This is a genomic window from Ornithinimicrobium faecis (assembly GCF_023923225.1).
Lineage (GTDB): Bacteria > Actinomycetota > Actinomycetes > Actinomycetales > Dermatophilaceae > Ornithinicoccus > Ornithinicoccus faecis.
The window spans coordinates 1,541,469-1,562,773 of the sequence record NZ_CP099489.1; the positions used below are offsets into that span (position 1 = coordinate 1,541,469).

The following is a 21,305-nucleotide window of genomic DNA, read 5'->3' on the forward strand; positions in this document are numbered from 1 at the left end:
GAGGCCCTCAGCAATCGGGGTCGATCAGGGAGTGTGCTGGGCGAAGAGGTCGGCCACCTCCTCGGCGGACAAGGCCTCGTCCCAGACCCGCACCTCGTCGATGGCGCCGTTCCACCAGTCGGTGAAGCCGCCGTTCCACTTGGCACGGCCGATCGCGAGCGGCCCGGTGCTGACCGAGGAGTGGTCCACGGTCGTGGAGCCGCCCAGCTCGCCGTCGACATAGAGCCGGACGTCACCGGTCTCCGCGTCGCGGGTGCCGACCAGGTGGTGCCAGGACCCGAGCTCCGGGGTCATCGGCACACTCACGCGGTCCGCGCCCTGGAGGCTGAAGGCGAAGGCGCCCTCGCCATACTGCAGATAGAACGGGTTCTCCTTCTGTCGGCCGTCCTGGCTGACCGCCGTGGCGAAGTTGCCCGGCAGCTCGTCCAGGGTGACCCACGCCGAGACGGTGTAGTCGCCGGTCGTGTCGACGACAGGCTCCTCGGTCTCGGCATAGTCGCCGTCACCGTCGAGGCTCAGGGCACGGCTGGTCACGCCCGGCACCCAGGACGCGTCGCCCTGCAGATAGGCCCAGCTCTTGCCCAGGGAGTCCTTGGCCTTGTGGTCCGGGCCGTTGTTGAACTCCCAGTGGGCCTCGCCCGGGAAGTCCAGGTCCCCGGCTGAGGCGCCCGCGGCGACGACCGCCTCATTGATCTCGCGCACCGGGTCCGGGAAGACCTTGAGCTCCTTGCGGTCGTAGGTGTAGAACCCGTTGAGCTCGGTCTCCAGGTCGGTGACCTGGGTGTAGACCGAGCCGGACAGCTCGTGGGCGGCCTGCTCCAGATAGAACGTCTCGGTGTTGTCGACGTACTTGTCGGTGAGTGCCTGCTTGTCCGGCACCCCGCTGTAGATCACGGCGGGAGCACCGGGCCACATGTGACCCGGGGTGCGCAGGGTGAAGCCACCGTGCTCACCGTCCATCGCGACGCGGGTCTCGTCCGGGAAGGGCGGGTCCTCGTTGGTGTAGTCGTGATGGTCGATCACCTCACCCTTGCCGGAGTCACCCTTGGAGGCACAACAGTTGACTCCGCTGTGCGCGTTGGTGATTCGTGTCGGGTCGAGCGCCTTGACCTCCTCGGCGATCTCACCGGTGCGCACGCGGTCCCACTCGCCCCAACCCTCGTTGAAGACGACCCAGCCGATCAGCGAGGGGACGCTGCGCAGCTGATGCATCATGTCCTTGCCCTGCGAGAGCCAGGCCTGCTGTCCCTCAACGGAATTGATGTCGGCGGAGACGAAGTCCTGCCAGACGAGCAGGCCCATCTTGTCCGCGTGGTAGTACCACCGCATCGGCTCGACCTTGATGTGCTTGCGCACGGCGTTGAAGCCGAGGTCCTTCTGCGCCTGCAGGTCGAAGATCAGCGCCTCGTCGCTGGGCTGGGTGTAGAGCCCGTCGGGGAAGTAGCCCTGATCGAGCATGGCCAGGGAGAAGACTGGCTCGCCGTTGAGGACCAGCTTGGGGAAGCCGCCGACCTGCTGCACCTCGATCTTGCGCATGCCGAAGTAGCTGTCCACGACGTCCGCGCTGTCACCGTCGATCAGCGTGACCTCGAGGCCGTAGAGGTAGGGGTTGTCCGGGCTCCACAGCGTCGGCTTGTGCAGCTTGACCGTGATCGGCTCGTTGACGTCGCCGCGTGTCTTGGCGATGGTGCGGCCCTTGTCGTTGGTCACCGAGATCTCCACCCGGGAGCCCTCAGCCGCAGTCGCGGACTCGGCCGTCACCTCGACGGTGCTGGCGTCCACGTCCGGGGTGCTGACGACGGCGTCGATGGAGGAGTCGGGGACCGGCTCCATCCACACCGTCTGCCAGATGCCGGAGTTGGGGGTGTACATGATGCCGCCAGGGTTGAGCGTCTGCTTGCCCTTGGGCTGGTTGTTGCCGGTCTCGTCGGTCACCGCGACCACGATCTCCTGCTCGCCGGTGCCCTCCAGGGCGTCGGTGATGTCGGCGCTGAAGGCGGTGTAGCCGCCGGTGTGCTCGGCCACCTGCTGGCCGTTGACCCACACGGTGGCCTCGTAGTCGACCGCACCGAAGTTGAGCATCAGGCGCTGCCCGTCACCGACCTGCCAGTCCTCGGGGACCTCGACGGTCCGGCGATAGTACATGTGGTCCTCGCGGCGCTCCAAGCCGGAGAGCTGGGACTCCACAGGGAAGGGCACGATGATCTCCTCCTCCAGCTGTATGCCGAAGGTCGGCTCCTCTCCCTCCTCGGCAGAGGCGAACTCCCAGGGACCGTTGAGGTTGAGCCAGTCCTCGCGGACCTCCTGGGGGCGGGGGTACTCCGGCAGCGGGTTGTCCGTGTCGAGGTCCTCGCCCCACTGCGTCATCAGCCGGTGGGTCGAGGTGTTGGTGGCATTGCGCATGATCTCCGGCACGACCTCGCCGTCGACCTCCAGGCCACCGAGTCCGTCATAGGAAAACTTGATGCGCTGGTCCAACTGGACCTGGGCACCCAGGGCGATCACCAGCGTCGTGGGGTCGCTCGGGTCGACGCTGACGCCGTCGATCGGCCAGGGCACGGTGTCCACCTCGATGGCGAGGTGCTCGGCAACGGACTCCGGAGCAGTGACGGCGCCCTCAAAGCGCGCGGTCAGCGTGTTGCCGTCCTCCGAGCCGATCAGCTCGACGGGATAGATCTCGAAGTCGGCCGGGGGAGTGAAGGCCGACTCCGGCACGATCTGCTTCTCCAGTCCGGGGCCGGACCAGCGCAGATACATGTTGGCGCCGCCGATGTCCTGGAACATCTCCAGGCGGAAGTCGTGCGACTCGCCGGCCTCCAGGTGGATCACCTCGCTGGTCTGCTCGACGTCCCAGTCACCCTCCCAGTGGTCGATGACTGCCTCGTCGTCCAGGAACATCCGGAAGCCGTTGTCACCGATCGCATAGAAGGTGTAGTCGCCCGTCTCGGGTGCGGTCAGTTGGCCGGTCCAGCGGGCGGTGGTGTGCTCGCCCTGGCCAGTCAGCTCCTGGAAGGTCCCCACCAGGCTGGGGTGGTCGATGTTGGGGTCCAGCGAGACGCCGCCGAGCTCGGCGAAGTCCCGCGCACCGGGCTCTGACATGGCGAAGTATTCGCCCTTGAGGCCGTGCGTCACGATCTCGTCAGCGCTCGCGCGCGAGGTCGTGCCCACCACCGGCAGGGCCGCCATGATCAGCGCCAGCGCGGCGAAGATCAGCAGCAGTGGTCTGGGGGTTGCTCTTCGTGACATGACGCTCTTTCCTCGTCGAAAGAAGATGTGAAGTATTGAACAGTTCCGAACAATAGGTCACAGAAGACGTCAAATCCAGAGCCAAGTGTGAACATGATGAAACATTTACCAGGGCCATCCCGTGCACTCAGACAGGTAACGTCGCGCCCCTGATTGCATCGCCGCAGGTCAGAGCGTCGGGCTGCCTCGGCGATCCCGACTTTGCCTGTTTGGATGCACGCGAGCCCCCGGGTGGACCGTGCCGTCTGGGCGCGGGCAGTGGTCGGAGCGGGGTGGTCGACTGGGTGGGCGCAGCCGTCGAGTGATGGTCAGGTCAGCTGAGGGTCCCACTCTGGTGGCGGATCCTTCGGTGTGCGGCGGATCATGTTTGACAATCTCGAAGATCCTGTGGTTATCTGTCGGCACCCATCCAGAGCGGCCGAGAGATCTGGCTCATTGACGCCGCAGCAACCACCCACCCGGGACAGGTGCTCACGCCAGGATCGATGGAGGAACAGTGCACCACCGCATCCCGCTCCACACCGGCCCACGCCGAGCTGCGAGGGTCGACCCCTATCTGCCGCACCTGCGGCGCCACGTGGACCTGATGCGCCGGGCGGTCAGCGCCTGTCGTTCCTGACGCGCTGCCCGCCGCACCTCCCGCGTCACCAGGCGCACCTCCCGCGCCGCCAGGCGCACCTCTGAATCCACTCTGTGCCCCTGGGCGCACCGCCCTCGCCGCCGCTCGCCATCTCTGGCGGAGCAGTCGGCCGCGGGCTCCTGCACACCCAACCGTTCGGCATACGCCGAGCCCTTGCCACTGGAGAAGAACCATGTCTGTCCACCCCATCACCAGACCCCCTGATGCGCAGGCAGCCCACCTGCGCGACGCCTTCGGCCGGGCCGCCGCCAGCACCTGGGTCATCACCGGCTCGGGGGAGCGCGGCCCCGTCGGGTTCACCGCGATCTCCGTGGTGTCCGTGTCTCTGGCGCCACCGCTGCTGTCCTTCAACATCGCCAAGGACAGCTCGTCCCTGGTGACCATCGCCCACACCGGGCGGGCGGCGCTGCACCTGCTCGCTGAGGACCAGGAACCCATCGCACTGCGCTTCGCCAGGGACCGCACCAGGCGGTTCGTCGACGACGAGGCCTGGACCTACGACGACCACGGACTGCCCTCCGTGCGCGGCGTCGCCTCCCGTCTGATCACGCGCATCCACGACCTGGTCGACGCCGGCGACAGCTTCGTGGCGATCGCCCGCGTCGAGCACGCGACCACCCATGACCGACAGCCGCTGGTGCACCGCGCCGGTGCCTACGCGCCGGTGGCTGCGTCCGTCCAAACCCCTCTCACCGCCACACCTGGAGCCTGACCATGACGACCAACCCCGAGATCTCGAACGACCTGTCCTTTGCCTATTGGGTGCCCAACGTGTCTGGTGGCCTGGTGGTCTCCACGATCGAGCAGCGCACCAACCACACGCCGGACTACAACCGCGACGTGGCCCAGACCGCTGAGCGGGTCGGCTTCGACTATGCGCTCACGCAGGTCCGCTACCTGGCGTCCTACGGCGCGGACGCCCAGCACGAGTCGGTCTCCTTCTCCCTCGGGCTGCTCGCCGCGACCGAGCGCCTGAAGGTGATCGCCGCAGTGCACCCCGGCCAGTGGCCCCCGGCGATCCTGGCCAAGTTGGGCGCGACGGCCCAGGAACTCCACGACAACCGGTTGGCGCTCAATGTCGTCTCCGGGTGGTTCAAGAAGGAATACACCGACCTGGGGCTCCCGTGGCTGGACCACGAGGAGCGCTATCGCCGCGCCGAGGAGTTCATCGAGGTGCTGCGCGGACTGTGGACGCGGGATGACTTCACCTATCGCGGCGACTTCTATCGCACGCGTGACGTGACCTTCCGGCCCCAGCCGAAGCTGCAACCCGAGATCTTCCAGGGCGGCAACTCCACGTCCGCCCGGGCGATGGCCGGCCGCCTGTCCGACTGGTACTTCATGAACGGCAACACCCTGGAGGGCGCCGCCGAGCAGATCCAGGACGTGGGAGCTCAGGCCGCTGCCCACAACCGACGGGTCCGGTTCGGCCTCAACGGGTTTGCCGTCGTGCGCGACACCGAGGCAGAAGCGCAGGCGGTGGTCGAGGAGATCATTGCCAAGGCGGACGCCGACAAGGTCAACGACTTCGGCAACGCCGTCAAGCAGGCGGGCGCCGCGACCTCCGACGGGAAGGGGATGTGGGCGGACAGCGAGTTCAAGGACCTCGTGCAATACAACGACGGGTTCCGCACCGGTCTGATCGGCACCCCTGAGCAGGTGGCCCGTCGGATCGTGGACTACAAGAAGGTCGGCGTCGACCTGCTGCTGCTCGGGTTCTTGCACGTGCGCGAGGACGTCGAGCGGTTCGGCACCGAGGTGATCCCGCTGGTGCGTGAGTTGGAGCGCGAGGCTGGGTTGGTGGCGTCGTGACCGCTGCTGCCGTCGCGACCGCTGCCGCCGCGCTGCGCGAGCGACAGAAGCCGATCAAGGCGGGCTATCGGGAGGATCCGGCCTCGGCGCTGGTCACCAGCACGGCCACGGCTCGTGTCGACCAGGCCGGGTTGACCGCGACCGTGCCGACCTGGGCCGGCGACGTCGTCGCGGGGCTGCACCCCGCTGCCGGCGGTGACGGCACGCAGGCCTGCTCCGGTGACATCGTGCTGCAGGCGCTCGTCGCGTGCGCCGGGGTCACCCTGTCCTCGGTCGCGACCGCCCTCGGTGTTGAGCTGCGCTCGGCCAACGTCACCGCCCACGGCACCTGGGACGCCCGCGGCACCCTGGGCGTTGACCGCGACGCACCCGTGGGGCTGACCTCGGTCGAGCTGGTCCTCGACCTGGACACGGACGCAGATCAGGACAAGGTCGAGCGGCTCGTGGAGCTGACCGAGCGCTATTGCGTCGTGGCCCGCACCCTGCAGGATCCGCCGCCACTCACCGTGCGCCAAGCCTGACCACGGCCGCGGTGCTTGCGCAGCGTCTTGGAGCACCTCCCGGTTCTTCGAGCCTGCCATGGCGGGCTGTCAGAAGCGGGAAGTGCTCTAAGACACGCGTGATGGGCGGGGGCACGGGCGGGGACAGTGGGTCGTGGTGAGACGGGTGGCTGAGTCGGGTGGTGACTCAGCCACCCGTCACCTCACCGGTCGGTCGCAGTGGGAGGTCATAGACCAGGAGGGAGCGTCAGGTCGTGGTGGGACGGGTGGCTGAGTCGTGTGGTGACTCAGCCACCCGTCACCTCACCAGTCGGTCGGCTTCTCCGCGTCGTAGAGCCACATTTGGAAGAACGCGTCCAGATCCTGGCCGGAGACCTCCTCAGCGAGTGCGCTGAAGTCGGCCGTGGTGGCCGAGCCGCCGCCATACTGCTCGACCCAGGTCTTCGCCAGCTCGAAGAAGGCATCGTCGCCGACCTCGACCCGCAGCGCGTGCAGGGTCGCGGCGCCGCGGTCATAGATGGCACCGCAGAACAGGCACAGCGGGCCGGGGTCGGCCACGACCACGTCCCAGAAGTCGTCGTCGGCCGGGATGGACATGACGTCCTCGAAGCTGTCCTGCGCGCTGGCGCGGCCCTGCTCCTCGCTCCACATCCAGGAGGCATAGGAGGCCCAGCCCTCGTTGAGCCAGATGTCGGCCCAGCGCCCCGGGCTGACGTGGTTGCCCATCCACTGGTGGGCCAGCTCGTGCGCGACCGTGCTCTCGCCGGCGCGGCGGCTGAAGAAGGACCGCGTCTGCGTCTCCAGCGCATAGCCGACGGAGTCGTCGTCGACGATGGCGCCATAGGAGTTGAACGGGTAGGGACCGAAGGACCCTTCGAAGAACACCAGCATGTCGCTCGTCAGCGCCAGGTTCGCCGAGGCGCTGTCCGGCAGAGCCGGGTCGACGGCGTCGATGATCGGGGTGCCGTTCTCCGCGACGTAGGAGTCAAGCTCGAAGTCCCCGACGGTCGCGGTCGCGAGATAGGCCGCCATCGGGTCGGGCGCGTCCCACGTCCAGGTCGTCTGGCCGTCAGCGGTTTCCGAGCCCTCGAGCAGACCGTTGGCCACGGCCACGGAGCCCTCGGGCACGGTGATCTCGTAGGCATAGGTTGCCTTGTCCGTCGGGTGGTCGCTGACCGGGAACCAGGTGGCTGACCCGTCCGGCTCGCTGACGACCATCGCCCCGTCCCGCGTGGTCACCCAGCCATAGAGTGCCCCCTCAATGTCGGTCGGGCGGGTCGTGGCGCCGCCGTAGGTCACCTCCACCGTGGCCTCGTCGCCGGTCTTGAGCTTGGGGCGGGGGCTGATCCGCAGCTCGTTGTCCACCTGGTCAAAGCGCATCGACTTGCCATTGACGACCACCTTGGTCGCGGTCAGGCCCCGCAGGTCGAGGTTGAACCGGTGCAGGTCCTGCGTGGCGCGCAACTCGATGGTCGCGACCCCGTCGAGCTGGCCCTCCAGCGGTGCCGGCTCTGGCTCTGGCAGCTGATAGGTCAGGTCGAGGTCATAGTGCAGCACGTCGATGCCGCCGTTGCCCGCGAGCGGGAAGTAGGGGTCGCCCGCCCCGGGGTCACCCTCCTGGAAGCGCGGCTCACCCGGATTTCCTGGGGCTGCCCCGGCCAGGGCGGGGGTCATGGCGAGCGCGAGGGCGGCGGTGCCCGCGAGGGCAAGGCGCATGGATCGAGTGTTCATCTGGGGACTCCCTTGTCAGTCAAGAACCCCATCGACGCTAGTCCTCCTCGGCGGCCACCGCCACACCACCACGTATGCCGACAGTCGGCCCCCACGTGCCCGTCACCGCAGTCCGTCGCCGCAGTCAGGCAGCCGGTCGGCAGGGGCTGAGTAGGGTGGCGGAGTGCCTGACGACCTCGTCCTGCCGGTGCTCCGCCAACGGTGGAGTCCACGACAGTTCGACCCGGGCCATGAGATGGCGCCGGAGCAGGTCGAGGCACTCCTGGAGGCGGCGAGGTGGGCTCCGTCAGCGGGCAACTCACAGCCCTGGGCCTTCCACGTGGTGCTGCGGGACGGGGTCGGCTGGGATGCGGTGCTGGGCGCCGTGGCGGGGAGTTCGCGTCCCTGGGCGACTCAGGCCTCGATGCTGGTCGTCAACCTGGCCCACGTGCAGGTTGAGGACACGGACTGGGAGTTCAGCGAGTTCTCCGTCTATGACCTGGGCCAGGCCGTCGCGCACATGACGATCCAGGCCCATGCGATGGGGCTGGGCTGTCGGCAGTTCCGAGCCTTCGACAAGGAGGTCCTGACCGCCGAGCTCGCGGTCACGGCGCACTGGGAGATCCTGACGATGACGGCGGTCGGCGCCGTGCCGGTCGGCGCCGACCGTGGGCCGGGGGCCGGCGTGCGAGAGCCGGACATCACCTGGCCACGACCATGACGTAGCTCAGGTCCTCAGGGGCGGGCCTCGATCACCATGTTGAAGTCATTGGCTGCCGCTCGCCGCACGCTGCCATAGCCGGCCGCAGCCAGCACCTCACGCAGCGCCGCCTCCCCGGCCTGCGCACCCAGGGCCAGACCGACCGGCTGGGACAGTGAGTTCGGCGTGCACAGGAAGGTCGAGGCGGCAAAGCCGAGCGCTGCCATCGGGGCAGTTGCCAGCGTGGCGGCCAGGTCGTCGCCGGCGCGTGGTTCCACCAGGACCAGCGTGCCGTCGGCCGCAAGGGAACGCCGCGCGTGCGACGCGGCACCGACGGGATCGCCCAGGTCGTGGAAGGCATCGAAGAAGGTGATGACGTCCACCTCTTGGTCGGGATAGCCGTGGCAGAAATTGACCTCGAAGCGCACCCGGTCGCTGACGCCAGCCTCGACGGCCCGCTGCTGCGCGGTCTCGATCGAGGGCGGGTGCACGTCATAGCCGACGAACTGGGAGTTCGGATAGGCCTGGGCGAGCAGCAGCAGGGGAGCGCCGCGGCCGCAGCCGACGTCGACGACGCGTGCCCCGGCCGAGAGTTTGTCGTGGACACCGTCCAACGCCGGGATCCACTCGGCCACAAGGGAGTTGCGATAGCCGACGCGGAAGAACCGCTCGGTCGACTCGAACACCGACGGGTCCTGGTCGCTCCACGCGATGCCGGCCCCGCTGCGAAACGCCTCGACCAACCGGTCGGTGCGGCGGTGCATGCCGCTGATCAGCGGGGCGGCCCCGACCATCGCGGCGGGTGAGTCGTCGTCGGCCAGCACGGCGGCGTGCTCCGGTGGCAGGGTGAAGGTCTCCTCGGCCGGGTCATAGACCACGATGCCGACGGCTGCCTGCTGGGACAGCCACTCACGCACGTAGCGCTCAGCCGTGCCCGTCGCTCCGGCGAGTTGCGCGGGGGTGAGGGCCTTGCCTTCTGCCAGTGCGGCATACAGGCCTGTCCGGTCGCCGACCACCATCATGGCGATGGTGGCACCGCCGGCGAGCATGGCCCCGATGTGCTGGGCGAACGCGCCGACCTTCTCGAGATCGAGTGTTGCAGTTGTCATGATGCCTCCTGGTTGGGTGAGATCAGCGTGGTCCCGCTGGGATTCACGGGGGTTTCACGGGGGAGTCGGGCACACTGGAGGTAATGCCTGACCTGCGCGTGGGCGTGCTCGGCGCGCTCGAGGTCCACGTCGACGGGCACCGGCGCGAGGTTGCACCGGGCCGCCAACGGGCAGTCCTGGCCTGCCTGCTCGTCCATGCTGGCCACCCGGTCTCACCGGAAGCCCTCATCGAGGCAGCCTGGCGCGACGACCTGCCGCAGGACCCGCCCAAGGCGCTGCGCACCGTGCTGTCCCGGCTGCGCACCGTGGTGGGCCACGACGCCATCGCGTGGGCTCCGGGCGGGTATCGGCTCACGACCGGCGCGACCGACGCCGAGGAGTTCGCGGAGCTGGTCGAGAGGGCCAGATCAGTCGAGCCCACCCGGGCGCGTGACCTGCTCGACCGTGCCCTGGCCCTGTGGCGCGGGCCGGCCCTCGGGGAGTATGCCGACGCCTCTTGGGCCACGGCGTTCGCCCAGCAGCTGGAACAGTCGCGGATGGATGCGGTGGAGGCTCACGCCTCTGTCCTGATCCAGTGCAATGAGCCTGCTGCCGCCGTCGCGGGCCTGCGTGGGCTGCTCGCCGAGCAGCCGTTCCGGGAACACGCCGTGGAACTGCTGGTGACCGCGCTCTATCACGCCGGACGGCAGGCCGAGGCGCTGGAGCGGCTGGCGCAGCACCGCGCGGTGCTCGGCGCCGAGCTCGGGCTGGAGCCGTCGCCGAGCCTGATGGCGCTGCAGGGCCAGATCCTGGGCCATGAGCTGGCGGCCCCTCGCCGGGACACAGGTCTGCCGCACTGGTTGGACACCTCGACGGCGTTCATCGGGCGCGAGGACGAGATGGCCGACCTGGTCTCAGCCGTGCTGGCGAATCAGGTGACCGTGGTGACTGGGCCGGGCGGTGTCGGCAAGTCGCGGCTGGTGGCCCAGGGGTTGCCGGCCGTGCACGGGCGACTCGGCCTGCCGACCGCGGTGATCGAGTTGGCGACGACCCAGCCGGGCGGCGCCGTCAACGCCCTTGCTGCAGCACTTGGTCTGCGCGGCGAGAACGCCACTGGGACAGACTCGCTCGTGGAGTTCCTCTCGGCCGTGCCCCACCTGCTGGTGCTCGACAACTGCGAGCACCTGCACCCTGAGCTCGGCCGGCTGGTCTCCACGATCACCCGACGCTGCCGCGACGTCCAGGTGCTGGCCACGAGCAGACGGCGGCTCGGGGTGAGCACCGAGCTCGTGCTCCCGCTGGAACCGCTGCGGTTGCCGGACCCGAGCGCCACCATCGGCAGTCAGGGGGCGGCGGCCGCCATGCGCCTGTTCGGAGACCGGGTCCGCAGGCTCCGCCCCGGCTTTGCCCTGACGACGGACAACACGACCGAGGTCGCCGAGCTGTGCCGCCGGTGCGACGGGCTGCCGCTGGCCCTCGAGCTCGCGGCCTCCCGGACCGCGACCGCCGGAGTCACCGACGTCCTGGAGGTGCTGTCCGCGGCCCTGACCGGTCAGCAGCCTGGCAGCCTCGGAGCCGTCGTCGCCTGGTCTCACCGGTTGCTCGCCCCCGAGCAGCGCGAACTGCTCGAGGCGCTGTCCGTCGTCGCCGGTGACTTCGATGCCGAGACCGTCCGGGGGCTCGCCGGTCACCTGCCGTCCTGGCACGGGGATGTGATCACGGCGCTGGCCGAGCTGGTCGAGTCCTCGCTGGTCGCCCATCACCACTCCGGCGGCGACGCGAGGTTCCGCCTGCTGGAGATGGTGCGGGTTTTCGCCGCGGACCGACTGGAGCGATCCGGTGGAGGGCATGCGGCGCGGGAGGCCCATGCCGCCTGGGTGCTCGACACGGTCACCGCGATCCGCGCTGACTGGCCCCAGGTCGACGGCGCGGCGACCAGCGCACGGCTGAGCGCTCTGAGTCAGGAGGTGGTCCGGGCGCTGGACTGGGCACTCGGTGCCGGTCGGCTGACGCTCGCAGGTGACATCTCGCACGCGGTCGTGCGCTGCCTGCATTGGACGCCGGGACTGCAACTGCGCGACCTGATCATCGAGGTCGGGGAACGCGCCACTGCTCAGCCCGGTCCAGAGGTCGCTGGCGCGGTCGCGGCCGCCGCCTTCAGCATCGGCGAGCGGGGTGACCCCTCGCGTGCCCGAGAATGGGGGGCCGCGGCCCTGGCGATGTCACCGGACCCCGAGTCCGCGGCCACGGCGCAGCTGTCCCTGGCAGTCGCCGCGATGTATGCCGGTGACCTCACCGACTCGGCCCGCTGGTTCGAGGCCCTGGCGATGTCACCGGACCCCGCCCTCACCGGGGAGGCCAACGCATCGCTGGCGCTGATCTGCTGCTATTGCGACGACCTGGTCGCGGCGCAAGAGCACACAGAGATCGCGCTCGCCGCGAGTGCTTCCGGCAGCGACGCCTCTCACGCGTTCGCCCGCTATGCGGCGGGGGAGGTCGAGGCGCGGACCGATCCCTCCCGCGGTGCGATCCTGCTGGCGGAGGCGTCGGCCGAGGCGGACCGGGTGGATGCCGAGCAGGTGGCGCGGGTCTCCCGGGTGGCGCTGTTCGCCCTGCTGGTGCGTGGCAGCCGGCACGAGGAGGCGGTCCCGCTCGGGCTGCGGGTCCTGACCGACCTGCGCCGCCTCGGTGCCTGGACCCAGGTGTGGACGATGCTGCGGATGCTGGCCGAGCTGCTCACCGAGACTGCGCGTTGGTCTGACGCCGCCTTCTTCCTGGGGGCGGCTCAGGGAGCGGCCTCCGCACCGCCGCCGGTCGGGCAGGACGTCGAGCGGTATGCCGAGGTGCAGCTCACCCTGTCCCGACACCTGGGTGACCGGGTCCTGGAGCAGATCCAGGCTCTCGCGGCGACCACGCCCCGGTCGCAGGTGCTCAGCCGCGCCGAGCGTGTCCTCACCGACGAGATGCGCAGGTCAGCACGGCCAAGGTCTTCTGCAGGTAAAGACTGATTGGGAAGCCTTGACCACTCGGCAGGTCATCGACAGGATGGGCAGATCCAACCGTGTCGCCGTTCGGCCAGCAGGTGTGGTCTGACGACCGACACACCACCCTGCCGAAGGAACGCAATGACGCGACGACGCACCCTGACATCCTTTATGGCGGCGGCGGCCCTGGTCGCCGGCCCGCTGGCCGCAGTCTCCAGTGGTGACGGAGACCCACCAGGCAGTGCCGCTGAGGCCGAGTCCCTCGAGCTGCCCGCCGGCGAGAGTGCGCTCGTGCGGGTCCAGATGCCGGACCAAAAGTCCCTGGAGGCTCTGGTGGACGGCGGCGCGGACGTCGCCTCCATTCCCGCGACCGCACCAGGCAGCCCCGACCAGGCCCTGATCGACCTGGTGGTCACTGGGGAGGAGCTCGACGAGCTGCGCGCCCAGGGCGCCACCGTGGTCCAGGTCATCCAGCGTGAGGGCGACGGCAGCAAGCGCTTCGAGGCCAGCCGTGAGGCGGCCGAGCGTCTGCACTCGCAGGGGCTCACCAGCTCGGCCGACGCCGATCAGCCGCAGGACACCCTGACGTTCGGCCATGCCTACTGGTGGACGTCGGGGGAGCAGACCTTCGTGCAGGTCCAGGTCTCCACGTCCGCGGCCACCGACCCCGACGTGGAGATCACCATCGACGCGGAGACGGCGGATGGTGAGGTGCTGACCTTCCCGCTGTTCCGCTTCGAGGACGCCGGCCAGTACATGTACCACTACCAGCTGCCGGTGCCCATCTCGAGCGCGCCCGTGTCGGTGACCGCCACCTCCAGCGAGGGTGGTGTGGCCACCGCCCAGCCCGCGCCCTGGCCGGGCGACGAGCCGCCGGAGACTCCGGAGGGCTATCAGCAGGACTTCATCGACTCCTACCTGACACCCGCCGACATCAACGAGCGGATGGACCGGCTGGCCTCGCAGTATCCCGAGCTCGTGGAGATCATCGAGCTGCCGAACCAGACGCACGGCTACAACCGCACCGCCAAGGCCTATGTCGGCGACCCGGAGGAGACCGCACTCGTGGTCGAGTCGGTCGAGTCCGGCGCCTCGGGGATGAACGGCACCGAGGTCCGCGTCATCCCTCACCCGGTCGCTGGCCAGCCGATCAGTGCCCAGTATGCCGAGGGCAGGCTGACCATTTATCCCGCCACTGATGCCACGGGTGCGGCGACGAGCACGACTGAGGAGGTGTCGGCATACCTCAATGAGGAGTTCGCCGACACCTTCAACTCGTTCGTGCCAGAGGGGTCAGAGGGCGAGACGATCCCCATGGTCGACGGTGTCGATCTCGACGACGGCCTGGACGCCTCACACCTGGACCCTGAGGGCACCACCGTGCAGGCGATGCGCATCGGCGTGCACCGGGACGGCTCCCGCCCCGGTGTCTACACCTACAGCCAGGAGCATGCCCGCGAGTGGGTCACGCCGCTGGTGACGATGGAGTTTGCCGAGCGGATGCTGGCCAACGCGGCGACCGATGAGGAGACCGCGCGGCTGCTGGAGGAGACCGAGATCTTCGTGTTGCCGGTGGTCAACCCGGACGGCGCGAACTACTCCTTCTACGACTACAACTTCCAGCGCAAGAACCTGTCCGACCACTGTGTGGGGGTCGATCGTGACCCGGCCAACGCGGACCGCTGGGGCGTGGATGTCAACCGCAACTACGCGGTCGGTTCGTTCTTCGACGGCTATGCCGGTGCATCGGACAACTGCCTGTCTGGGAGTTATGCCGGCACGGAGGAGTTGTCGGAGGCGGAGTCCAACAACGTGGCCTACATCGCCGAGCAGTTCCCGAACATCACGCACGCCATCAACGTGCACAGCTATGGCGGCTACTTCATGTGGTCCCCAGGGGCCTACAAGGAGGAGGGTCGCGAGACGCTGCCCGAGCCCTCGCCGGAGGTCGCCGCGGAGTTCCTGTCCGCGGCCCAGCGCATCGTTGGCTCCATCAGCGGGCACCGCGGCACGGTGACCTGGCCGTCTCAGACCGGCCCGGTGATCGACACCCTCTACAGCGCCGCTGGCAACTCCGGTGACCACCTGTTCTATGAGCACGACATCTATGCCTGGGACTTCGAGGTCGGCAACGACCTGTGGAACGCGGAGGAGGAGCGTTGGGAGGGCGTCGGCTTCCAGCCGCCGTTCGAGGAGGCGCACCCTGAGTCGCAGGAGTATGCCGCGGGGCTGGTTGAGCTGGTCCGCATCGCCGCCGACGAGGGTGCGGTCCACCGACTGAACGGCCAGGACCGCTACGAGACGGCTGTCGCGATCGGTCAGGAGGCCTTCCCCGAGAGCACGACAGCGGTGCTGGTCAGCGGTGCCGAGGCGAGCATGGTGGACGGCCTGGTCGCCGGGCCCCTGGGCTATGACCTGGAGTCCCCGGTCCTGCTGACCCGTCCCGACAAGCTGCCCAACGCGGTGGCGCAGGACCTGACCGACCGTGAGGTGACCGATGTGGTCGTGGTCGGCGGACCCACCGCCGTCAACGACGACGTCGTGAATGCCTTGACCGGCATGGGCATCGAGGTCGAGCGAGTGGCCGGCGACGACCGTTATGACACCGCGGTTGCTGTCGCGGCGGAGCTGGGCGGTGCAGGCGGCGAGGTTGTCGTCTCCTCCGGTCAGGAGGGCAGCTTGGTGGATGCACTCTCGGTCTCCGGACCGGCGGCCGCCAACGGCACCCCGGTGCTGCTGGTCCAGCAGGACCACGTGCCGCAGGTCACCGCCGGCGCCCTGGAGGACTATGCCTCCACGCTGGCGATCGGTGGCCCGGTCGCCATCTCCGAGGAGGTCGTCGGCGAGCTGCCGGAGGCCGAGCGGGTTGCTGGCGATGACCGCTATGACACCGCGGCGGCGATCGCTGATCACTATGTCGCCGCTGGGATGTCGGCCACCTCGGTGGCGGTCAGCTCCGGTCTCGACCTCAACATCGTCGACGCGTTGCCCGGTGGCACCTTGGGTGAGCCCATCCTGCTCGCCCAGAACAACCGGCTGCCGAATGTGACGACCGCGTGGTTCGAGGACTCGGCTGACACGGAGCACGCCTGGGTGCTCGGCGGCGAGACCGCGCTCACCGAGGCGGTGATGGACGCCCTGCGCGAGATGCTCGCCACCGACGAGTGACCTCTGGCCGGTGGGCTGTCGACTCGGCAGCCCACCGGCAGTCACCCTTATGCGCGGGTAGCCTCGGCTCATGGACCGCGAGTTGCGCCACGACGACGATCCCCCGCCGGAGATGGATGAGGTCCTGGCGCGGATCGCCACGCGTGAGCCTGTCGAGGCCTCGAGTGAGGACATCCGCGAGTTCATCGCTGACGGTCATCGGTGAGATGGGGCGCTGAGCAACCCGCGTGCATTTCGGGCGGCGATTTGTGACGATGTCTCCTATGCCCTCCGAGCACGCCACCCCACCCCGGCGTGCCCGCGACCAGCAGGACCCCCAGGGGAGGCGCGGACGGCCGCAGCGCAAGAGGTCGGGCCAACGCCGACCACGCCAGGACGCCAGCCCCGAGCCGCGCGCCCAGCGGGTCGCCTCTCGCCGGACCATGCTGCCGGCGCGGATCAACTATCCGCCCGAGCTGCCGGTCGTCGAGCGCCGCGACGACATTGCCGCAGCGATCCGTGACCACCAGGTCGTGATCGTGGCGGGGGAGACCGGCTCTGGCAAGACCACCCAGCTGCCCAAGATCTGCCTGGAGCTCGGGCGCGGCCTCGAGGGCACCATCGGCCACACCCAGCCGCGCCGGATCGCGGCCCGCTCGGTCGCCGAGCGGATCAGCGAGGAGCTGGGTGTCGAGCTCGGCACCACGGTGGGTTATCAGGTGCGCTTCACCGACAAGTCGACCAAGGACACGCTGGTCAAGGTGATGACCGACGGCATCCTGCTGTCGGAGCTGCAGCGCGACCGTGACCTGCGCAAATATGACACCCTGATCATCGACGAGGCCCACGAGCGCAGCCTCAACATCGACTTCATCCTCGGCTATCTCAAGCAGCTGCTGCCGCGCCGACCCGACCTGAAGGTGATCATCACCTCGGCGACCATCGACGTGCAGCGCTTCTCCGAGCACTTCGCCGAGGCCGACGGCACGCCTGCCCCGGTCGTGGAGGTCACCGGCCGCAGCTATCCCGTGGAGGTGCGGTTCCGCCCGCTGACGCGCCCCGGCCCGCCCGGCAAGGACGGCGTGCCGCGCGACGTCGAGATCGACCAGGTGACCGGCGTGTGCGAGGCGGTCGAGGAGCTGTGGACCGAGGACCCGGGTGGGGGACCGGCCGACATCCTGGTCTTCTGCTCCGGCGAGCGGGAGATCCGCGACGTCGCCGACGCCCTCGCTGGGATGAACCTGCCGGGCACCGAGGTGCTCCCGCTCTATGGCCGGCTCTCCGCCGCCGAGCAGCACCGCGTCTTCAGCCGGCACTCCGGGCGGCGCATCGTGGTGTCCACCAACGTGGCCGAGACCTCGCTGACCGTCCCGGGCATCCGTTATGTCATCGACACCGGCACCGCCCGCATCTCGCGCTACTCCCAGCGGCTGAAAGTGCAGCGACTGCCGATCGAGGCGATCAGCCAGGCCAGCGCCAACCAGCGCTCGGGTCGCTGTGGCCGCCTCGCCGACGGCATCGCGATCCGGCTCTACAGCGAGGAGGACTTCGAGGCCCGCCCCGAGTTCACCGAGCCGGAGATCCTGCGCACCAACCTGGCCTCGGTCATCCTGTCGATGACCAGCCTCGGGCTGGGCGAGATCGCCCGGTTCCCGTTCCTGGAGCCGCCGGACTCCCGGCAGATCGCCGACGGCGTCCGATTGCTCGACGAGTTGCAGGCCATCGACCCCGACGCCCCGGCACACCTGCCGCGCAAGCGCCTGACGCCCTATGGCCGCGCGATCGTGGCGCTGCCCGTCGACCCCCGACTGGCCCGGATGGTGATCGAGGCCGAGCGCAATGGTGCGCTGCGCGAGGTGTCGGTGATCGTCGCCGCCCTGTCCATGCAGGACCCCCGCGAGCGTCCCGCCGACGCGCAGGCCCAGGCCGACCAGTCGCACGCCCGCTTCAAGCACGAGGACTCCGACTTCCTCACGCTGCTCAACCTGTGGCGATATCTCAAGGAGCAGCAGAAAGCGTTGTCCAACAGCGCTTTCCGGCGGATGTGCAAGCGGGAGTTTCTGCACTATCTGCGCGTGCGCGAGTGGCAGGACCTGCACACCCAGCTCAAGCAGGCGACGAAATCCCTTGGGCTGCAGGCCAACAGCAACGAGCCGAGTGCCGACCAGGTGCACCAGTCGCTGCTGGCCGGCCTGCTCTCACACGTCGGTCTCTATGACCGGGACAAGCGCGAGTATGCCGGGGCGCGGGGTGCGCGCTTCGTCATCCAGCCCGGATCGGTCCTGCACCGCAAGAACCCGGACTGGGTGATGACAGCGGAGCTGGTCGAGACCACCCGGCTCTGGGCGCGGGTGAACGCACCGACCGACCCGGCCTGGGTCGAGCAGGCGGCCGCTCACCTGGTCAAGCGGTCCTACTCCGAGCCGCGCTGGTCGCGCAGCCGCGCCTCGGCCGTGGCCACCGAGCGGGTCACGCTCTATGGCGTGCCGCTGATCGCGGACCGGGCCGTGGCCTACGGGCGGATCGACCCCGAGGTCGCCCGCGACCTGTTCATCCGGCACGGCCTGGTCGAGGGGGACTGGGAGACCCGACACGACTTCTTCCACGCCAACCGCAGGCTCATCCGCGAGCTCGGCGAGCTGGAGGCCCGGGCCCGCCGGCGCGACATCCTCGTCGACGACGAGACGCTGGTGGACTTCTATGAGGCGCGGATCCCGGCCGAGGTCGTCTCCGGCGCGCACTTCGACACCTGGTGGAAGCAGGCCCGCCGCGAGGACTCCCAGCTGCTGACCTTCACCGAGGACCTGCTGGTCAGTGACGAGGCCTCGCTGGTCAGCGACCGGGACTATCCGGGCACCTGGCGCCAGGGCGAGCTCGAGCTCTCCGTCACCTATCAGTTCGAGCCGGGCTCCGGCTCGGACGGCGTCACCGTCCACATCCCGATCGAGGTGCTCAACCGGGTGCGCCCCGACGGCTTCGACTGGCAGGTGGCCGGGCTGCGTGAAGAGCTGGCGACTGCCCTGGTCAAGGCCCTGCCCAAGGACATCCGTCGCAATTTCGTGCCGGCACCGGACCACGCCCGTCGGGCCCTGGCCGCCATCGGCGACCCCCGCGACGAGCAGGAGACCTTCGTCGAGGCCCTCGCCGATGAGCTCACCGCCCGCCGCGTCGTGCCCGTCTCACCCGCTGACTTTGACCTGACCCGCGTGCCGGACCACCTGCGGGTCACCTTCGCCGTCGAGCGGACCGCCCGCCCGGGCGGCAAGCGCGGCCGCGGCCGCGCCCGGGTCGAGCTGTTGGGGGAGGGCAAGGACCTGGCCGCCCTGCAGGCGGAGCTCGCCCCGGCCGTGCGCACCACCATGTCCCGCGCCGCAGCCAGCATCGAGAAGACGGGACTGACCTCGTGGACCCAGGCACTCGGCATACTGCCGGAGACCTTTGAGCAACAGGTGGCCGGCAAGCCCGTCGTCGGCTATCCGGCGCTCGTCGACACCGGCGCGGCCGTCGACGTGCGAGTGCTGGGGACCGCCTCCGAGGCCGACCGGGCCACGCGGGTGGGGGTGCGGCGGCTGTTGCTGCTGGGCACGACCCCGCCGTGGAAGCGACTGCTCGCCCTGCTGACCAACGCCCAGAAACTCTCGCTCGGACACAACCCGCACGGGTCGGTGCCGCTGCTGCTGCAGGACGCACTGGCCTGTGCCGTGGACTCGGTCGTCGTCGAGATGCCGGGGGCTCGGGTGCGGACGCCGGAGGACTTCGACCACGCGCTGGCCATCGTCAAGCAGCAGGCGGTGCCGCGCGTGCTGACGATCGTGGAGAGCCTGGCCCCGATCCTGGACACGGCGCGCACGGTCTCGCTGGGGCTGCAGCGGCTGACCTCGCCGGCCGCCGCCGAGATGGCGACCGACCTGCGCACACAGCTGGACGCGCTGATCCGGCCGGGGTTCGTCGCGGACACCGGCTATCAGCGGCTGCCGCATCTGCGGCGCTATCTGGCGGGCATGGCCGAGCGCCTGGAGAAGGGCGCGCAGGACCTGGCCAAGGACCGCGACCGGATGGTCACCGTGCACACGGTGGAGGAGGAGCACGCCACGTTCCTCGGAAACCTCCCGCCGCACCGTCGCGCGGACGAGGACGTCGTGGACATCGGTTGGCTGCTGCAGGAGCTGCGGGTCAGCCTGTTCGCCCAGCGCCTCGGCACGCCGCAGCCGGTGTCGCCCAAGCGGATCTACGCCGCGATGGACCGCGCGGAGGACGCCCCCGCAAAAAGATAAAGGTCTCGCACGCCCGGCCAGGCTTTTCATAGAGGTCTCACACGCCGTCGTGCCGCGAATTCTTGGGGGCGATCGGATCTGTCCGCTGGACTCATGCGTGGCCCTGTGTCAGGAGTAGCTGGGAACCTGAGACCGCTCTGTCCACAGGGCCGGCGACAGTCGTCGCCGATTTCGCCATGATTGATCGTCATGAGTCCGGATCCACGAGACCGTCGGAAGCAGAGGAAGCCACGGGCGCAGCAGCCGGTGGTTCGGACCAGACCGTCCCCCGGTGATGTGCATGAGATCGTCTACTTCAAGCGCCATCGAGCCGATGACAGGCATGGCGCGGAGCCTGGTCGTGACGCGTTGAACGGGTTCCCGCCGAAAGTGCGCGCAACGATGCGTGCTGCACTGATTGCGGTTGCTTCGGCGCCTCCCAGGCGATTCGCTGGTGGGGGCTATTGGGAGGCGATGAAGGGCGCCATGACCGGCTGGTTCGAACTTCGGGTAGATGGGCCACAGCGACATCATTACCGCTTGTTCTGCCTCCTCGACTATGAGGCTGTTGGTCACGACAAGCCGCTCCTTGTCATCGTGGACGGAAGAAGCAAGCCCTTCCGCACAACCTTTTCGAAAGCTGATTACGCCGAGGTGCGGGAGCTTGGCGCCGAATATCTCAAGCGCAACCCGCGCTCGCTGGCTTGACTGCTAGGCGGGTGACCTCGTCGTGCGAGCACGCAACGTGTCGAGGTGCTCTGCCAACCCTCGCGGGTCGGCGGTGTGGCCCTCAAGGAGTGATGTCGTGATCTCGTGACGCTCAGCGTCGGAGATGGGCTCCACGGAAATGCGAAGCCCAAGTGCTGCCGCGACCTCCGCCACCGTGCCCAGGGTCGGATTGGCGTTGTCCGAGGAGAGGAGTCGGCGGATGGTTGCTGGCTCCTTGTGGATGGCACGCGCCAACTCGGCCTTGGACAGGCCAGCGGCCGCGCGCGCGTTGTCTAGAGCATTCACGACGTCGTCGATCGTCGCGATCCGCAGTGATTCGACGACGTAATCACGCAGGAACGCTGGGTCTTGAAGATCGCGGGCCAGGTCATCCCAGAATGCGTTGCGTTGATTCATCGATATCACTCCTCGCTCGAAGCGTAACATAAACGATACGCGGCGGGAGACGCGAGTGATTGCTTGTTCTGGTGCGACTGGTCCGCCCTCGTGCTGGACC

At 69.0% G+C, this 21,305-nt stretch carries 13 protein-coding genes and 1 riboswitch; of the genes, 9 read left to right on the top strand and 4 right to left on the bottom strand.

What is annotated here, in order from left to right; all coding sequences use genetic code 11:
• Positions 1-24: 24 nt before the first annotated feature.
• Positions 25-3,246, bottom strand: a complete 3,222-nt coding sequence (locus NF556_RS07220) for a LamG-like jellyroll fold domain-containing protein (RefSeq protein WP_252594914.1) — start codon at positions 3,244-3,246, stop codon at positions 25-27.
• A gap of 402 nt (positions 3,247-3,648) precedes the next feature.
• A riboswitch (SAM riboswitch) is annotated at positions 3,649-3,738 on the top strand.
• A gap of 320 nt (positions 3,739-4,058) precedes the next feature.
• Here NF556_RS07220 and NF556_RS07225 point away from each other — a divergent pair.
• Genes NF556_RS07225 through NF556_RS07235 form a run of 3 tightly spaced genes read left to right on the top strand, consistent with a single transcriptional unit; the run spans position 4,059 to position 6,219 of the window.
• On the top strand, positions 4,059-4,598 hold the full coding sequence (locus NF556_RS07225) for a flavin reductase family protein (protein ID WP_252594916.1): 540 nt from the start codon (positions 4,059-4,061) through the stop codon (positions 4,596-4,598).
• Entirely contained in the window at positions 4,595-5,698 is a 1,104-nt protein-coding gene (gene sfnG, locus NF556_RS07230) for a dimethylsulfone monooxygenase SfnG (RefSeq protein ID WP_425606949.1), read from the top strand. The genes NF556_RS07225 and sfnG overlap by 4 nt, the downstream gene beginning before the upstream one ends.
• On the top strand, positions 5,695-6,219 hold the full coding sequence (locus NF556_RS07235; protein ID WP_252594919.1) for an OsmC family protein: 525 nt from the start codon (positions 5,695-5,697) through the stop codon (positions 6,217-6,219). Before sfnG ends, NF556_RS07235 begins: the two co-directional genes overlap by 4 nt.
• A gap of 282 nt (positions 6,220-6,501) precedes the next feature.
• On the opposite strand, the gene NF556_RS07240 is transcribed toward NF556_RS07235, so the two are convergent.
• Positions 6,502-7,929: a M1 family metallopeptidase gene (locus tag NF556_RS07240; protein ID WP_252594921.1), complete on the bottom strand. Its 1,428-nt coding sequence runs from the start codon at positions 7,927-7,929 to the stop codon at positions 6,502-6,504.
• A 163-nt stretch (positions 7,930-8,092) separates the two neighbouring features.
• Here NF556_RS07240 and NF556_RS07245 point away from each other — a divergent pair, with 163 nt between their 5' ends.
• A complete protein-coding gene (locus NF556_RS07245; RefSeq protein WP_252594923.1) occupies positions 8,093-8,629 on the top strand; it encodes a nitroreductase family protein in 537 nt (178 codons plus the stop codon).
• Positions 8,630-8,643: 14 nt separating this feature from the next.
• On the opposite strand, the gene NF556_RS07250 is transcribed toward NF556_RS07245, so the two are convergent.
• Positions 8,644-9,717: an SAM-dependent methyltransferase gene (locus tag NF556_RS07250; protein WP_252594925.1), complete on the bottom strand. Its 1,074-nt coding sequence runs from the start codon at positions 9,715-9,717 to the stop codon at positions 8,644-8,646.
• An 83-nt stretch (positions 9,718-9,800) separates the two neighbouring features.
• Here NF556_RS07250 and NF556_RS07255 point away from each other — a divergent pair, with 83 nt between their 5' ends.
• The 5 genes from NF556_RS07255 to NF556_RS07270 all read left to right on the top strand — a co-directional run bounded on the left by NF556_RS07255 (position 9,801) and on the right by NF556_RS07270 (position 20,788).
• Complete coding sequence (locus NF556_RS07255; protein ID WP_252594927.1) at positions 9,801-12,704, top strand: ATP-binding protein; 2,904 nt, start codon at positions 9,801-9,803, stop codon at positions 12,702-12,704.
• Between the two features lie 117 nt (positions 12,705-12,821).
• Positions 12,822-15,848: a cell wall-binding repeat-containing protein gene (locus NF556_RS07260; RefSeq protein ID WP_252594929.1), complete on the top strand. Its 3,027-nt coding sequence runs from the start codon at positions 12,822-12,824 to the stop codon at positions 15,846-15,848.
• 70 nt (positions 15,849-15,918) lie between these two features.
• On the top strand, positions 15,919-16,053 hold the full coding sequence (locus NF556_RS21355) for a hypothetical protein (RefSeq protein WP_256829793.1): 135 nt from the start codon (positions 15,919-15,921) through the stop codon (positions 16,051-16,053).
• A 58-nt stretch (positions 16,054-16,111) separates the two neighbouring features.
• Positions 16,112-20,101 (top strand): ATP-dependent RNA helicase HrpA, encoded by a 3,990-nt coding sequence (gene hrpA / locus NF556_RS07265; RefSeq protein WP_256829795.1) that lies wholly within the window; start codon positions 16,112-16,114, stop codon positions 20,099-20,101.
• A 276-nt stretch (positions 20,102-20,377) separates the two neighbouring features.
• Positions 20,378-20,788 carry a hypothetical protein gene (locus NF556_RS07270; RefSeq protein WP_252594931.1) on the top strand — a complete coding sequence of 137 codons (411 nt, stop codon included), beginning with the start codon at positions 20,378-20,380 and terminating at the stop codon, positions 20,786-20,788.
• A gap of 3 nt (positions 20,789-20,791) precedes the next feature.
• Here NF556_RS07270 and NF556_RS07275 read toward each other — a convergent pair whose 3' ends face one another.
• Positions 20,792-21,205, bottom strand: a complete 414-nt coding sequence (locus tag NF556_RS07275; protein ID WP_252594933.1) for a helix-turn-helix domain-containing transcriptional regulator — start codon at positions 21,203-21,205, stop codon at positions 20,792-20,794.
• Positions 21,206-21,305: the final 100 nt, after the last annotated feature.